The 15,337-nt window shown below is 63.7% G+C and carries 12 protein-coding genes and 2 pseudogenes; 13 read left to right on the forward strand and 1 reads right to left on the reverse strand.

Features of this window, described 5'->3' with window-relative positions; translation table 11 throughout:
• Positions 1 to 726: pseudogene (locus JOZ76_RS00030) on the forward strand (M48 family metalloprotease); the annotation flags it as partial.
• A gap of 233 nt (positions 727 to 959) precedes the next feature.
• Here the strand turns inward: JOZ76_RS00030 and JOZ76_RS00035 are convergent.
• A complete protein-coding gene (locus JOZ76_RS00035) occupies positions 960 to 1,742 on the reverse strand; it encodes an outer membrane protein (protein WP_291696594.1) in 783 nt (260 codons plus the stop codon).
• A gap of 425 nt (positions 1,743 to 2,167) precedes the next feature.
• Here JOZ76_RS00035 and JOZ76_RS00040 point away from each other — a divergent pair, with 425 nt between their 5' ends.
• The 12 genes and pseudogenes from JOZ76_RS00040 to JOZ76_RS00095 all read left to right on the forward strand — a co-directional run.
• Positions 2,168 to 2,719, forward strand: a complete 552-nt coding sequence (locus tag JOZ76_RS00040) for a TadE/TadG family type IV pilus assembly protein (RefSeq protein WP_291696595.1) — start codon at positions 2,168 to 2,170, stop codon at positions 2,717 to 2,719.
• On the forward strand, positions 2,719 to 3,273 hold the full coding sequence (locus tag JOZ76_RS00045; RefSeq protein ID WP_291696596.1) for a TadE/TadG family type IV pilus assembly protein: 555 nt from the start codon (positions 2,719 to 2,721) through the stop codon (positions 3,271 to 3,273). Before JOZ76_RS00040 ends, JOZ76_RS00045 begins: the two co-directional genes overlap by 1 nt.
• A gap of 16 nt (positions 3,274 to 3,289) precedes the next feature.
• On the forward strand, positions 3,290 to 4,633 hold the full coding sequence (locus tag JOZ76_RS00050) for a TadE/TadG family type IV pilus assembly protein (protein WP_291696597.1): 1,344 nt from the start codon (positions 3,290 to 3,292) through the stop codon (positions 4,631 to 4,633).
• Between the two features lie 1,327 nt (positions 4,634 to 5,960).
• The gene (locus tag JOZ76_RS00055; protein WP_291696598.1) at positions 5,961 to 6,740 is read left to right on the forward strand and encodes a hypothetical protein; all 780 of its coding nucleotides are present in this window, start codon (positions 5,961 to 5,963) and stop codon (positions 6,738 to 6,740) included.
• A gap of 806 nt (positions 6,741 to 7,546) precedes the next feature.
• Positions 7,547 to 8,656: a BMP family ABC transporter substrate-binding protein gene (locus tag JOZ76_RS00060; protein WP_291696599.1), complete on the forward strand. Its 1,110-nt coding sequence runs from the start codon at positions 7,547 to 7,549 to the stop codon at positions 8,654 to 8,656.
• A complete protein-coding gene (locus JOZ76_RS00065; protein WP_291696600.1) occupies positions 8,653 to 9,762 on the forward strand; it encodes an ABC transporter permease in 1,110 nt (369 codons plus the stop codon). The genes JOZ76_RS00060 and JOZ76_RS00065 overlap by 4 nt, the downstream gene beginning before the upstream one ends.
• A 1-nt stretch (position 9,763) precedes the next feature.
• Positions 9,764 to 10,690 (forward strand): ABC transporter permease, encoded by a 927-nt coding sequence (locus tag JOZ76_RS00070; RefSeq protein WP_291696601.1) that lies wholly within the window; start codon positions 9,764 to 9,766, stop codon positions 10,688 to 10,690.
• A 9-nt stretch (positions 10,691 to 10,699) separates the two neighbouring features.
• Positions 10,700 to 11,383 carry a biuret amidohydrolase gene (biuH, locus tag JOZ76_RS00075; RefSeq protein ID WP_291696602.1) on the forward strand — a complete coding sequence of 228 codons (684 nt, stop codon included), beginning with the start codon at positions 10,700 to 10,702 and terminating at the stop codon, positions 11,381 to 11,383.
• Between the two features lie 50 nt (positions 11,384 to 11,433).
• A complete protein-coding gene (locus tag JOZ76_RS00080; RefSeq protein WP_291696605.1) occupies positions 11,434 to 12,909 on the forward strand; it encodes an ABC transporter ATP-binding protein in 1,476 nt (491 codons plus the stop codon).
• A gap of 86 nt (positions 12,910 to 12,995) precedes the next feature.
• A complete protein-coding gene (locus JOZ76_RS00085; RefSeq protein ID WP_441299948.1) occupies positions 12,996 to 13,415 on the forward strand; it encodes a nucleoside deaminase in 420 nt (139 codons plus the stop codon).
• 222 nt (positions 13,416 to 13,637) lie between these two features.
• The gene (locus JOZ76_RS00090) at positions 13,638 to 15,221 is read left to right on the forward strand and encodes an ABC transporter ATP-binding protein (protein ID WP_291696604.1); all 1,584 of its coding nucleotides are present in this window, start codon (positions 13,638 to 13,640) and stop codon (positions 15,219 to 15,221) included.
• Positions 15,205 to 15,337: pseudogene (locus JOZ76_RS00095) on the forward strand (ABC transporter permease); the annotation flags it as partial. The gene JOZ76_RS00090 and the pseudogene JOZ76_RS00095, both read left to right, overlap by 17 nt.

Consider the following 15,337-nt stretch of genomic DNA (forward strand, 5'->3'; position numbering starts at 1 on the left):
ACCCCCGAGCGGGTGCAGAACGCGCAGACCATCGCCAAGCAATACGCCTCGCCTGACAATACCGACCATGATCGCGAGGCCTATCTCGAGACGATCGACAACATGGTCTATGGCGACGATCCGAGCGAAGGGTTCGTCCGCGCCCACCGCTTCCTGCATCCAAAACTTGGTTTCACCTTCGTCGCGCCGGAGACCTTTACCCTTGACAACACCGCGCAGGCCGTGATCGGCGTGCGCGAGGGCGGCAGCCAGGCGATGCGCTTCGACGTCGTGCGGGTGCCGGCCGAGCAGTCGCTCGGGGAGTATCTCAATTCGGGCTGGATGGAGAACGTCGACAAAGCCTCGATCGAGGATATCGTCGTCAACAGCTTCCCGGCGGCGACCGCGACCGCGCGCGGCGACCAGTGGCAGTTCCGGATCTACGTGCTGCGCTTCAACGGCGACGTCTACCGCTTCATCTTCGCCGGCCGCCAGACCACCACCGAGAGCGAGCGCAATGCGAAGGAGACCGTCAATTCCTTCCGCCGCCTCGCGCTGGAAGAAATACAGGCCGCACGGCCGCTGCGCATCAAGGTGATCACCGTGCAGCCCGGTGACACCGTGGAATCGCTGTCGCACCGGATGGCCGGCGTCGATCATCCGATGGAGCGCTTCCGCGTGCTGAACGGGCTCGATGCGCATGCGCAGGTCAAGGTGCGCGACCGCGTCAAGGTCGTGGTGGACTGAGGCGCGAAAGCGCGTCATCCCCTGGCGCGCTTAGCGCGACCCGGGGATCTCGAGCCGCAAACTCCGCTGTGCTTTGCCGAACAGAGCCGGAGCGCCCAACGTCGAGACCTCCGGGTTCGATGCATCGGAGCGCGCCGCAATGACGTCGAAAAAAGACCCGGTCGCGAGACCGGGCCTTTCTTCCCCGTCGGCTTACGCCCCCCTCATGGCGAGAGCCGTCACATGCGGCCGGATCAATATTTCGGTATTGCCGGCCCGCCCCAATTGAAGTTCACGTTCACGCCTGCGCGCACCATGTCGTCGGACAGCTTGACGTCGCGCGTCACGACGGTGGTGCCCACCGGAGTGACCACCGCCGGATTGAAGTACTGCTTGGTGCCGAAATCGGCATGCAGATATTCGAGCTTCACGCTGACCGCACCCCAACTGTCGGCCAGCACGGCATACTCGCCGCCAATGCCCGCCGTCCAGCCGGTGCGATTTTGCGAACTGGTCAACGTGCCAAAGGCCGGATCGGCGACGCTCACGCTGGTGCCGGCAAAGGCCGCACCGGCGGTGCCGTAGATCATGAAGCGGTCCCACGCAAAACCGACGCGGCCGCGCAGCGTGTCGATCCATTTCTCCTTGGTCGAGCTGATGGTCGTGGCGGCGAAGGTCGGCGGCAGCCCGGCGGCGCTGCCGCTCTTGTTGGTCCAGGAATAGTCGTTCTCGATGCCGACCACGACGTTGCTGACCTGATAATTGCAGCCGACCGTGCCGCCGGCGATGCCGCCGCTCAGGTTGAAATTCCCCGTGATCGGCACACCCGGCGCCGGTGTCGTGGTCGTGGTCTGCGAGCTGCGTCCCCAATTGCCGCCGCCTTCGACACCGATGTAGCAGCCGGTCCAGCTGAAAATGACCGGAGCCATGTAAGCCGGCGCCTTGGTCGCCATTGGAACCCTGGCCGGCAGATCGGCCGCGAAGGCGGACGTCGCCAACGCCAAAAGGCCGGTCGTGGTCAGGAAAAGCTGCTTCATCACACCACCCGAAAAACCCTGGGCCAACCGGCCGAGAACATGGATCACCCTAGCAGCGATGCGCCTGCAAGGCTGTGCTTGAAGAGCAACGTTCGTTCGCAAAGCGAAGCAGGATGCGCCCCATTTATGGCAAGCGATTCTGGCGCGGTTTCAAATGGTTGCGGCAAATTCGACCAGGCCGAAATGCCGCAGATTGGGAGGAAGCTTGGCGGGAATCTGGCGCACGGAACAAGGCCGGGGGTCCAGCCGCTTCCGAGAGCCAGCGGACCACCAGGCATCCGGCGCGGCGCAGCGCACGTAGAACTACGGATAGGGCGCGCAAATAACGCTCGCTTCAGCAATTGCTGCGAGGAATCGGCTGAATGGAAGATTGCCGCGCGCTGCGTTCCGCGACTCGCGCGGCCAGGGCCAGAATGGTCGTGCCAATGGAGCGAACCCGCCGATCCCGCGTCACGCAGTTGCTTCGCCGCCAGAGTCTGCTGCGCGCGGACGGTGGCGCGACGGCGGTCGAGTTCGCGCTGGTCGCAGCCCCGTTCATCGCGCTGCTCGTCGCCATCCTGCAGACCATGGTGGTGTTCTTCGCCCAGAGGCTCCTCGATGAAGTGGTCAGCCAGGCGAGCCGCACCATCCTGACCGGCCAGGCGCAAACCTCTGGTCTCACGCAATCGCAGTTCACGAGCTGGGTCTGCCAGAAGACCGTGATCCTGTTCACCTGCGCGAACTACATGGTGAACGTCACGAGCTACAGCTCGTTCTCCGCGGCGAGCACCGCGACCCCGACGCTCACCTTCGATTCCAGCGGCAACGTCAGCAACACCTGGAACTACTCGCTGGGCAGTCCCGGCGACATCGTCGTGGTGCAGGTGCTGTATCAGTGGCCGATCATTCTCGGCCCGCTTGGCTTCAATCTGTCGAATCTCGCCAACGGCAACCGCCTGCTGGTGTCGTCAAACGTGTTCAAGAGGGAGCCATACTGATGCGCCGCCCTCTGCACGGTTCGCTCTCGCACCTTCGCCGCTTCGCAGCCGGCCGCGATGGTGTCGCGGCGGTCGAGTTCGCGATCATCCTGCCGTTCATGCTGGTGCTCTATCTCGGCAGCGTCGAAGCCGGCAACGGCCTTGCGGTGCAATTCAAGGCGGCGCTCGCCTCGCGCACGGTCGCGGATCTGGCCTCGCAATATACCAGCATCAACAATTCCACCATGACCGGCATCCTCAATGCCGCATCGACGGTGGTCGCGCCCTATTCGGCCACGGGCATGGTCGTGACCATCACCGAGATCACCACCGACTCCTCCGGCCAGGGCACCGTCACCTGGAGCGACTCGCTGAACGGCACCGCGCACACCGTCGGCCAGTCGGTGGCGCTGCCAACCGCGCTGCAGATCGCCAATACGTCGCTGATCTGGAGCGAGGTCACCTATCCGTACCAGCCGTCCCTCGGGCTGGTGATGACCGGAACGATCAACATCTCCCAGAGCAGCTATTTCTATCCACGGCTCGCGACATCGATCACGCGCGTCAACTCCTGATGGACCCGATTGCATCATGTTTCACGATTTCATCAGCCGTTTCCTCCGCCAGCGCGAGGGCAATGTCGCCATCACCTTCGCCCTCTGCATCGTGCCGATCGTGTTCCTGATTGGCATGGCGCTGGACTATGCCTCGGCGATCGCGCGGCAGCAGCGCCTGAATGCCGCAGCGGACTCCGCCGCGCTCGCCGCGGTGTCGCCGTCGCTGATGAGCCAGTCGACCACCCAGGCGCAGACCGTCGCGACCAACGTCTTCTCCGCGCAGGCCTCGGCGGTCTCGGGCGTGACCTACGATCCTCCGACCATTAGCGTCACGCAGAACGGGCTGGCGCGCAGCGCAACCGTCTCGTTCACCGCGAGCTCGGCCAATGTATTTCCCAATGTTCTGGGAAAGACATCCTGGCCGCTGTCCGGCACCACGACCGCAGGCGCCACCTCGGCAGCGAACATCGACTTCTACCTGATGCTGGACAATTCGCCATCGATGGCGCTCGCGGCGACCACCGCTGGCGTCAACACCATGCTGGCCAACACGCCGCAGCAGGGCAACGGCAACGGCTGCGCCTTCGCCTGCCACCAGTCCAACCCCAACAGCACGGACACGCCCGGAAATCCCGCCGGCTGGGACAACTACAAGCTGGCGCAGTCGCTCGGCGTGGTGACGCGCATCCAGAACCTGGCGACCGCGACCAAATCGCTGACCAGCACCGCGACGTCGATGGCGGCGCAAACGGCCGCCATGTTCCGAATGGGGGTCTACACGTTCAATACCTCGAACCTCGGCAACACGCTGACGACGGTTCAGTCGCTGACCACGAATCTGGCGCAGGCGGGAACCGCCGCGAGCGGCGTGGATGTTTTCGAGACCTACATCCAGGACTATGTCACGTCGTCGATGTTCGACGACGACACCGACACCGATTTCGCGGCCGCCCTGAGCAGCATGAACAGTGTCATGACGACGCCGGGTACCGGCGCCTCCGGCAGTTCGCCGCAAGCGGTCCTGTTCCTCGTCACCGATGGCGTCGAGGACAAGCAAGCGACCAGTTGCACGCAGCCGCTGAAGACCAGAAAGGGCATCTCCCGCTGCATCCAGCCGGTCGACATCACGACGTGCGCGACGATCAAGAGCCGCGGGATCAAGATCGCCGTTCTCTATACGGAGTTCGTTCCACTGCCGAACGATTCCTTCTACAAAAAGTACATCGCACCGTTCCAAAGCAGCATCGGGCCGAACTTGCAGAGCTGCGCGTCGCCGGGTCTCTATTTCGGGATCACGACCGATGACGACATTACCGTAGCGATGACGACGCTGTTCAACAACGCCGTGCAAAGCATCGAGGCGCACCTGTCGAACTGAGCGGTCGCACCTTGCCCGAAGTGCCGGTTTCAGTCATTGCGAGGCGCGCCAGCACCGATGCAATCCAGACTTTTGCCGTGCGAGAATCTGGATCGCTTTCGCGGAGCCCGGCATCTCAAGGCGAGCGCCAATCGCACTCGCCTGGGGTGGCGCTTCGCGCGAACCGGGTGCCTCGCAACGAGATCGATGCGGGAGCCAGCATTTTCCGATTCAACAATTCAAACAGCTTTGAGGACAAGCGTCCGCGGTCTCGCGGCGGATAACGCCCGAGCTATGCTGGACACAAGACCCTCGAAAAAGTCGAGGGCGCAGGGAATGCCGGGTGAAGGCCTCACCCATGGCCCCCGTGCGGTGAAAAAGCACGGGGAAGGAACCACAGGTTCAGCCGGATCATCCGGCATTCCCTGCGCGACGGTTTACAACTTATAGCGCGCTCTCCCTGGGAACCGGGCTTTCTTGCTCCCATCACCAGCGAGATCATCTCTCGCCGACTTGGCCTCAGCGTCGGGAGGCCAGGACCACACGCCTTCGCTGTCCGCGCCGACGATGCTCGTCGCGCATCGTCCTCACGTCCATCGCAGCCCGCCTCACGTTCGCTGACGATCGGCCAAAACGCCCTCTACCATCGAGGCGGGATGGCGGGACCAAATCACACAATTCCGAAAAACGGAAGCGAAATATTTTTGCGCAGAGGACTGGACAGACGAATCAGCATTGAATCACCACGTGAATTTCGATCTTTCGCGCACGGGATTCGAGGCATCGGCGGGCGCCTCGCGGCGGCGAAAACCGCACGAACCCGGCCAAAACGTCGCAATGCAGAGAGCCGGTGGGACTTATGTCCGGAAAGCGTCGTGGCTTCGGTGCGTCCGGGCGGATGGACCGCACCGGGATTTGCATTCGGGCCGCGCAGCGGTTGATTGCCGACGGCACCGTTGCCGAACTTGAGAGACTGAAGCGCCGCGGAGCGAACCGTTTGGTCCTTGCGTCCACATCTCAGCGAAAAGGAGAACGATTCGGTTCGCACGCCATCTTCCGGTCTAGCCCAAGTCGAACAATTCCCTGTGTATCCGCGGTCAAGCGAAGAGCGGACCTGTCACGCGTCGGCCTTGGCCGCCGCTTATGTAAGCGGTTCGGAGGTGGGGCCGATTGCTGCCTCCATTCGCTTCGATGCGCGGCAGCTGCCGCGCTGCTGGAACGCCCTTGCGGTAAAAGTGTTGGAAGGTTTGTTATCGGTTGCGCCGGCGGCATGGTTATGGTGGTGGTTCCGATGTACGCCTCGAAACGTTCGTCCACGAGGACTTGCAGGACAAAGCGCCTGATTGTCATGTTCGCGCTCGCTGTGCATGCCGTGCCGGCAAGTGCCGCATCTCTCGTTCCCTTCGCGCAGGATGACACAGGTAGACCGGTGCTGGAGTTCTATCCCGCAACGGTGGCCAAGTTTGGTGCACAAGGGCGCGATCTGGTGAGCCTCACAATCAGGGAGACACCTCCCGAAAGCACGGCGCGGGCGCCCATCGACCTCACCTTGATCGTGGATTGTCAGTCGCGGCAACTGGCCGCGTCACAGAGTATCCCGGCCGCGAAAGACGGACCGCCAACAACCGTCTCAGCATTCAAGTTCAGCGATCTCAAGCCACCCAAGGGGGGTATGTATGAACGATTTGTGGTGGCGTTGTGTGACGGTGAGTTATTGGCGGTTCAGGTCTTGCCGGCAAAAAGCGGATGGAAGCATTTTCTAGAAGGGACACGCCGTGCGCTTTATGTCGCAAGCGACAGCACGAGAAAAATCGGCACCTACCGGGTAGCGTCCGTGCGCCTCTATGAATTGGGCGGCGCGCAGTTGCCTGATGGGCGGCATATCGACGCGCGTGACGCCGTGTGGGTTATCGATTGCGAACGCAAACTCGGCGCTGTGGCCTACGAACGGGCGTTCGCAAGGGTCGGGGATAAAAATCAAACCGTCGAGTCGATGGGGGATGAAAAGACATTCGCCAATCCATCCCTCGTGGAGATGGACAAACTGACATTTGGCCAGCCGGTCCCCGGCTCAATGCAGGCACGGTTCGGTGAAGCATTATGTCTCGAGAATTGGAACCTGCAGTGACATCAGGTCCGGGGGCTGCAATCAGCGAGATCGAGTCCCACGGCGTCAAACGGCGTTGTTGCGGGCCACAGCTTGGCCGACCTCTCCGGCTCGGGAGAGGGATTCGGTGGGCGGACGTTCAATGCCGACCGGTTGGCACCGCCAATTTGCCCGGCGCGATCGACCGACGTCGGACGATCAGGAGTGAACCTGATCCAATCCGGGTTGCGCTTCCACTTGCTGCACGGATCCGATCGTCCGTTTGATTCTCTCCAATCAATTGCAGAGGTCATGTCCAACAGGATCTGAACCGTTGTCGCTTTCGCCCTCCTGTTATCGTCGAGGTCCGCGATGCTGCGGTCACCAAGTAGATCGAGCCCGACGCTGCATTGGCAATGGCGATGCCCGGTCCACGGCTCGATACTGTGATGACGTCCTCACCCGTTCTGCGAAGCGATGATGATCGCGATCTCCCTCGGTTTGACGACACCAGCTCGTTTGAATTGCGCCTCATCGCTTTGACAACCCGACGACTTCCGAGCGTGTCCAGATCGTTGACTTGGTAGAATGGCTGAGGGGCGGACGCGAGCTGCCCAAGCCGATTGCATACAATAAAAATAGTTCGTCTATTTTTTAGGCTGTGCAGGATTGTACCAGACCCTGATCCACCCGGCGGCATTCAGCTAATGCGCATTTCTTACAATGGCTTAACCAAAATTCTGCTCAACAATTAGGCTCTGGCACAAAGATTGCGACTGCCCCATTGGGCGACGCCGTCGGGCGACGCCGAGAACGGGAGAGGCGGTTTTCCGCCAAGGGAGCAGATCATGGATTTTGGCAGGATATCACGACGGCACCTGTTGCAGGGTGGCGCGGCTTTGACGCTCGGCACCGCACTCGGCGCCCGCGGGGCGCTCGCCGCGGAGACCACGATCGGCTTCATCTATGTCGGGTCGCGCGACGACTACGGCTACAATCAGGCGCATGCGCAAGGCGCGGCCGCGCTGAAAAAACTGCCCGGGCTCAAGGTCGTCGAGGAAGAGAAGGTGCCGGAGACCGACGCGGTCGAGAAGACCATGGAGTCGATGATCAATCTCGATGGCGCGAGCCTGCTGTTTCCGACCTCATTCGGCTATTACAATCCGCACGTGCTGAAGATGGCGCAAAAATATCCAAAACTGCGCTTCCAGCATTGTGGCGGCCTGTGGACCGACAAGGACCCCAAAAACGCCGGCAGCTATTTTGGCTATATCGACGAGGCGCAGTACATCTCCGGCATCGTCGCCGGCTATTCGACCAAGAGCGGCAAGCTCGGCTTCGTCGCGGCGAAACCGATTCCGCAGGTGCTCCGCAACATCAACGCGTTTACGCTCGGCGCCAAGCTCGCCAACCCCAAGGCCACCACGCAGGTGATTTTTACCGGCGACTGGTCGATGCCGGTCAAGGAGGCCGAGGCCACCAACAGCCTGATCGATCAGGGCGTCGACGTGCTGACCTGCCATGTCGACGGGCCGAAGACGATGGTCGAGAACGCCGCGCGGCGCGGCGCCATGGTGTGCGGCTATCATGTCAATCAGTCGCCGCTGGCGCCGAAGGCTTATCTCACCGGCGCCGAATGGAACTGGGAGGCGCTGTATCCGAAATTCGTGAAAATGATCGCGGCCGGCGAGACGATTCCGAATTTTTATCGCGGCGGCCTGAAGGACGAGATCGTCAAGGTGTCGCCCTATGGCGAGGCGGTGTCGGAAGAAGCGCGCAAGCATGCCGACGAGGTCAAATCAAAGTTCATGTCGAGCGACTTCGTCATCTTCAAGGGCCCGATCTCCGACAACAAGGGCAAGGTCGTGATCGCGGCCGGCACCGACCGCGGCCAGAAGGACGCTGAACTCGAGAAGATGGACTATCTGGTCGACGGCGTGATTGGAGCGACTTCGTGACCACAGATACGGCGGATTCCGCCGCGGCAGCCGCGATCGCGCCGGCTGCCGATCCGTCATTCCTGCAGCGTCACGGACAGGCGATCGAGTATGTGCTGATCCCGGGCGCGGCGCTCGCCGGCGCGCTCGTGGTGTTCGGCATTTTCGTCGCCCTGTTCGGCAAGAACCCGCTCGATCTCTACTTTTATATGTATTACGGCGCGTTCGGCACCTGGTTCTCGTGGCAGAACACACTCGCGCGCGCCGCGCCACTGATCCTGACCGCACTGTGCACGGCCTTGCCGGCGCAACTCGGCATGGTGATCATCGGCGGCGAGGGCGCGCTCTTGATCGGCGCGCTGGCGGCAACATCAGCGGCGCTGGCGCTGCCATGGGCGCCGCCGCTCGCCGTACAGTTCGCGATGGTCATCGCCGGCATCATCGGCGGCGGGCTCTGGATCATGCTCGCCGGGGCCTTGCGCCAGTATCGCGGCGTCAACGAAACCATCTCCAGCCTGCTGCTGGTCTATATCGCGCTGGCCATCCTCAACCACCTGGTCGAAGGACCGATGCGCGATCCCGGGAGCCTGAACAAGCCGTCGACCCGCGAGATCGGCGCCGCCAACATGATCGGCACCATTCCCGGCACCGACGTGCATTGGGGCCTGGTGTTCGGGCTGGTCGCGGCCGCCGCCGCCTACATCCTGATCTATCATACCACTTTCGGTTTTGCGGCGCGCGTCGCCGGCGGCAATATTCGCGCGGCGCGCATCGTCGGGCTCTCCGTCGGAAAGCTGATCATGACCATCTGCTTTCTTGCAGGTGGCGCCGCGGGCCTCGCCGGCATGATCGAGGTCGCCGCCGTGCAGGGCCGCACCAATGCCAATCTCGCCGCTGGCTACGGTTTTACGGGCATTCTGGTCGCGTTTCTGGCGCGGCAGAATCCGCTTGCCGTGATTCCCGTCGCGATCCTGCTCGGCGGCATCAGCGCCAGCGGCGGACTGCTGCAGCGCCGGCTCGGCCTGCCCGATGCGTCCGTGCTGGTGCTGCAGGGCATCATCTTCGTGTTCGTGCTGGCGAGCGATGCGCTGTACGGCCGCATCGGTTTTCTGAAAGGAAAGGGTTGAGATGGCCGACGGCGGAATCGGGCTCTGGACCGTGCCGCTGGCGGTATTCGGCGGCGCCATCCGCGTCTCCACGCCGTTCCTGTTCGTCTCGCTCGGCGAATGCATCACCGAGCGAAGCGGCCGCATCAATCTCGGCCTCGAAGGCACGCTGGTGATGGGCGCGATGAGCGCCTACGGCATCTCCTACCTTTCGGGCTCGCCATGGCTCGGCGTGCTCGCGGCGGGAATCACCGGCGCGCTGCTCGGAGCCCTGCATGCCGGCATCTGCTCGCTGCCGCGGGTCAATGATGTCGCGGTCGGCATTGCGCTGATGCTGTTCGGCACGGGCCTCGCATTCTATCTCGGCAAGCCGCTGATCGAGCCGACCGCGGCACGGCTGCCCGCGATCGATTTCGGCTGGTGGAGCGACATCGCACAGGTGCGCGCGGCGCTGCGCATCAACGTGCTGTTCCTGATCGGCGTCGCGCTGGCGCCCCTGCTCTATTGGGCGTTCAAGACGACGCGCTGGGGCCTTCTGATCCGCACCGCCGGTGAAAGCGCCGACGCCGCGCGCGCCATGGGCCATTCCGTGCTGCTGATCCGGCTGCGCGCCACCATGGTTGGCGGCTTCCTGGCCGGGATCGGCGGCTCGTTCCTGTCGCTGTTCTATCCCGGAAGCTGGAACGAGGGCCTCTCGAGCGGACAAGGCATCACCGCAGTGGCACTGGTGATCTTCGCGCGCTGGGACCCGATGCTGTGCCTGTGGGCCTCGCTGGCGTTCGGCGGCGCCGCGGCGCTCGGACCCGCGCTGCAATCGGTCGGCATGACCTCCGGCTATCATCTGTTCAACGCCGCGCCGTACATCCTGACGCTCGCGATCATGATCATCACCTGCTCGCCCAAACGGACGCTGACCGGCGCACCGGCCGAGCTGTCAATCACCCGCTAGAGACCTGCCATGCCCGAGCGCTACATCGCATCCGAACCCTATCCCTGGCCCTACAACGGTGATCTGCGCCCGGACAACACCGCGCTCATCATCATCGACATGCAGACGGACTTTTGCGGCGTCGGCGGCTATGTCGACAAGATGGGCTATGACCTGTCGCTCACGCGCGCGCCGATCGAGCCGATCAAGCGGCTGTTGAAGGTGATGCGCGACAATGGCTATCACATCATCCACACCCGCGAGGGCCACCGGCCCGACCTCGCCGACCTGCCGGCCAACAAGCGCTGGCGCTCGCGGCAGATCGGCGCCGGGATCGGCGATCCCGGCCCGTGCGGAAAAATCCTGGTGCGCGGCGAGCCGGGCTGGGAGATCATTCCCGATCTCGCGCCGCTGCCGGGCGAGCCCATCATCGACAAGCCGGGCAAGGGCTCGTTCTGCGCCACCGATCTGGAACTGATGCTGCGGCTCTCCGGCATCGAAAACATCGTGTTAACCGGCATCACCACCGATGTCTGCGTCCACACCACCATGCGCGAGGCCAACGATCGCGGTTTTGAATGCGTGCTGCTCGCCGACTGCTGCGGCGCGACCGACCGGGGCAATCACGATCATGCGCTGAAAATGATCAAGATGCAGGGCGGGGTGTTCGGGGCAGTTGCGACCTCGGATGCGCTGATCGGAGCCATCGCGTGACCGACAGACCGCACGCGGGCGACAAGACGTTCGGTGTCGAAGCCGCCGCCATGACCATGCGGTTCGGCGACTTCGCTGCACTCGACAAGGTCGACCTGAAGGTGAGGCCCGGCACCTTCCACGCGCTGCTCGGCGAGAACGGCGCGGGAAAGAGCACGCTGGTCAAATGCATCATGGGCTATTACCGCCCGACCGCGGGCGACATCCTGGTCGCGGACCGCGAGCAGGTGATCGCAAACCCGAAGGATGCGCACGCGCTTGGGCTCGGCATGGTCTACCAGCATTTTACGCTGGTGGGCGCCATGACGGTTGCGGAAAACCTGGTGCTGGCGCGCGACGACGTGCCGGCCATCGTCGACTGGACGAGAGAGAAAACGGAGCTCGCGGCATTTCTGGCGCGTATGCCCTTCAAGGTGCCGCTCGACGCCAAAGTCTCGGACATCTCCGCCGGCGAGCGGCAGAAATGCGAGATCCTGAAACAGCTTTATCTGAAGCGGCGCTTTCTTATCCTCGACGAGCCGACCTCGGTGCTGACGCCGGGCGAGGCGGATGAGGTGCTGGGCATGCTGCGCGCGATGGTCGTCGCCGGCGATCTGACGATTCTCATGATCACGCACAAGTTTCGCGAGGTGATGGCGTTCGCCGACGAGGTCACGATCCTGCGGCGCGGCAAGCTCGCCGGCAAAGGCCGCGTCGCGGAGCTGACCCCGGACGACATGGCGCGCACCATGATCGGTGCCGAGGAACTCACGGTGCAGCCGGCGCGCAGCGGACAGGTCGGCAAGCCGCGGCTGGAGCTCGAGGCCTTGCGCGCGCTCGACGACGCCGGCGCAATCGCGGTGCGCGATGTCTCGCTGACCATCAAGAGCGGCGAGATCGTCGGCATCGCCGGCGTCTCCGGCAATGGCCAGCGGCAGCTCGTCGAGGTGCTGGCCGGCCAGCGCGAGGCCGAAGGCGGCGCGATCCGCGTTGCCGGCGATCTCTACCATGCGAGTCGCGAGGAGATGCGCCGGCACAGGATGTCGCTGCTGCCGGAGGAGCCGCTGAAGAACGCGTGCGTCGGCGGCATGAGCGTCGCCGACAACATCGCCTTCCGCGAGTTCGACCGCGCGCCGTTCTCGAGCGGCGGTTTCTGGCTGAACCGCGCCGCCTTCCGCAACGACGCACGGAAGAAGATTGCGCAATACAAGATCAAGACCCGCACCCCCGACACGCCGATGGCCGCGCTCTCCGGTGGCAATGTGCAGCGCGCGGTGCTGGCGCGCGAGCTCGGCAGCAAGGTCGAAGTGCTGATCGCCGCGAATCCGTGTTTCGGGCTCGATTTCGCGGCGGTCGCGCAGATCCACGCCGAGATCATGGCGGCGCGCAACCGCGGCGCGGCGGTGCTGCTGGTCAGCGAGGATCTGGACGAGCTGCTCGAATTGTCGGATCGTCTGGTCGTGATGTTCCACGGCCAGTTCGTCTATGAGGCACCGACCTCTGCGGTCGACCTCACGGAGATCGGTCGCCACATGGCGGGGCACTGATATTGATGAACGGCTCGGTCCATCTCGGCAACGCTGCACGCGATGACTCATTCCTGCGCCGGACGTTTGACGTGGCGCGGCGCTCGATGAGAAATGGCAACCATCCGTTCGGCGCCATTCTGGTCGATGCGCACCACAACGTGCTGATCGAAACCGAGAACGGCTTTATGCCGGCGCATGACGGTACCGCGCATGCCGAGCGGCTCTTGGCCACGGAGGCCTGCCGGACACTCAGTCGCGACGTGCTGGCGACGTCGACGCTCTATTCCTCCGCCGAACCCTGCGCGATGTGCGCGGGCGCGATCTATTGGGCTGGCATCGGCCGCGTCGTCTATGGTCTCAGCGAACACCGGCTGCGGGCCATCACCGGCAACCATCCGGAAAACCCCACCCTCGACCTGCCCTGCCGCGAGGTGTTTTCACGCGGCCAGCGGCCAACCGAAGTCGTCGGACCGCTGCTGGAGGATGAAGCCGCCGCGCTGCATGAGGGGGTGTGGACAAGATAACGGTTAAGGCAATCGTCCAATCCCAACTCGTCAACTCCCACATACGCCGTCATTCCGGGGCGCCTCCACCGGGTCCGCACAAAGCGCGGCCGGGTGGCATCGCCCCGGAATGACGAGCTCTGTGGCAGCGGATTGTTCTTCGCCCTTCTTGCCATGCGAGGCCGCACGGGTCCAAACTGGTTCAGTATCGACCAACTCACACTTTTTGGCGCGTGATCGCGAATGTCCGATGTGATGACCGACCTGCAGTCCAGCGAAGCTCCTTTGCTGAAGACGGTCGGCCTGACCAAGCGCTACGGCGATTTCCTGGCCAATGATGCCATTGACATCGAGATCCGGCCGCGGCAGATCCACGCCTTGCTCGGCGAGAACGGGGCCGGCAAGTCGACCCTGGTCAAGACCATCTACGGCCTGATCCAGCCCAGCGCCGGCGAGATGCTGTGGCAGGGCCGCAGCATCGTACTCGCCGGCCCGTCTGAAGCGCGCGCGCTCGGCATCGGCATGGTGTTCCAGCATTTCTCGCTGTTCGAGAATCTCGACGTGGCCGAGAATGTCGCGCTGGGACTCGACGGCCGGGAATCGTTCAAGGAGATGTCGGCGCGACTGACGCAGGTCTCGCGCGATTACGGCCTGCCGCTCGATCCGAGGCGCCAGGTCTGGCAGCTCTCGGTTGGCGAGCGCCAGCGCATCGAGATCGTGCGTGCGCTGATGCAAAACCCGAAATTCCTCATCCTCGACGAGCCGACGGCCGTGCTGACGCCGCAGGAGGCGGACCAGCTCTTCATCGTGCTGGAGCGGCTTAAGGCCGAGGGGCGCGCCATCCTCTACATCAGCCACAAGCTGGAGGAGGTGAAACGGCTCTGCGACACCGCGACCATTCTGCGGGCTGGCCGCAAGATCGCGACCTGCAATCCACGAACCGAAACCGCCGCATCGCTCGCGCGCATGATGGTCGGCACCGCGATCGCCGACGTCAGGCCGGCGCCCGGACGGCGCACGACCGTGCCGCGGCTCGTCGTCAACGACCTCTCGCTGGCATCAGAAGATCCCCACGGCGTGCGACTCAAGCACATTTCACTAGAACTGAAGGGCGGCGAGATTCTCGGCATCGCCGGCGTCGCCGGCAACGGGCAGGACGAATTGTTCGCCGCGCTGTCCGGCGAGCGACTGCTGAAGGAGCCTGGCACCATCGTGATCGACGGCGTGGCCTGCGGCCATCTGTCGATCACGGAACGCCGCAAACTGGGGGCGGCCTTCGTGCCGGAAGAACGGCTCGGCCATGCCGCCGCGCCGCGCATGAAACTGTCGGAAAATGCGCTTTTGACCGGTCACGCCGCCGGCGGCATGGTCAAGCATGGCTTCGTCGACATCCAGGCGACGCTCCGGACGGTCGATCGCGCCACGGAAACTTTTGATGTGCGCAAGGCCAAGCGCGATCCGGAAGCCGCGAGCCTGTCCGGCGGCAATTTGCAGAAGTTCGTCGTGGGGCGCGAGATCCTGCGCAATCCGGCCGTGCTGGTCGTCAACCAGCCGACCTGGGGCGTCGATGCGGGCGCGGCGGCCGTGATCCGCCAGGCGCTGCTCGATCTGTCGGCCTCGGGCTGCGCCGTGCTGGTGACGAGCCAGGACCTCGACGAGCTGATCGAGATTTCGGACCGCATCGCCGTGATGTTTCATGGAAAACTGTCGGCACCGCTGGCGCGCGCGGAGGCAACGCGCGAAAAGCTCGGTCTATTGATGGGCGGCAGCGGCCTGCAGCACGACGACGCGGAGCTCAGGGAAGCAGCGCATGCAGCTCGTGCTTGAAAAGCGCTCCGAACGATCGAACGCGATCGCCGTCATCTCGCCGCTGATCGCGATCGGGCTGACGATCGTGACCATGAGCATCCTGTTTGCCCTGCTCGGCAAGAACCCGGTTACGG

Origin of the sequence: Bradyrhizobium sp. (assembly GCF_019244115.1) — a bacterium.
In the GTDB taxonomy this organism is placed as follows: Bacteria; Pseudomonadota; Alphaproteobacteria; order Rhizobiales; family Xanthobacteraceae; genus Bradyrhizobium.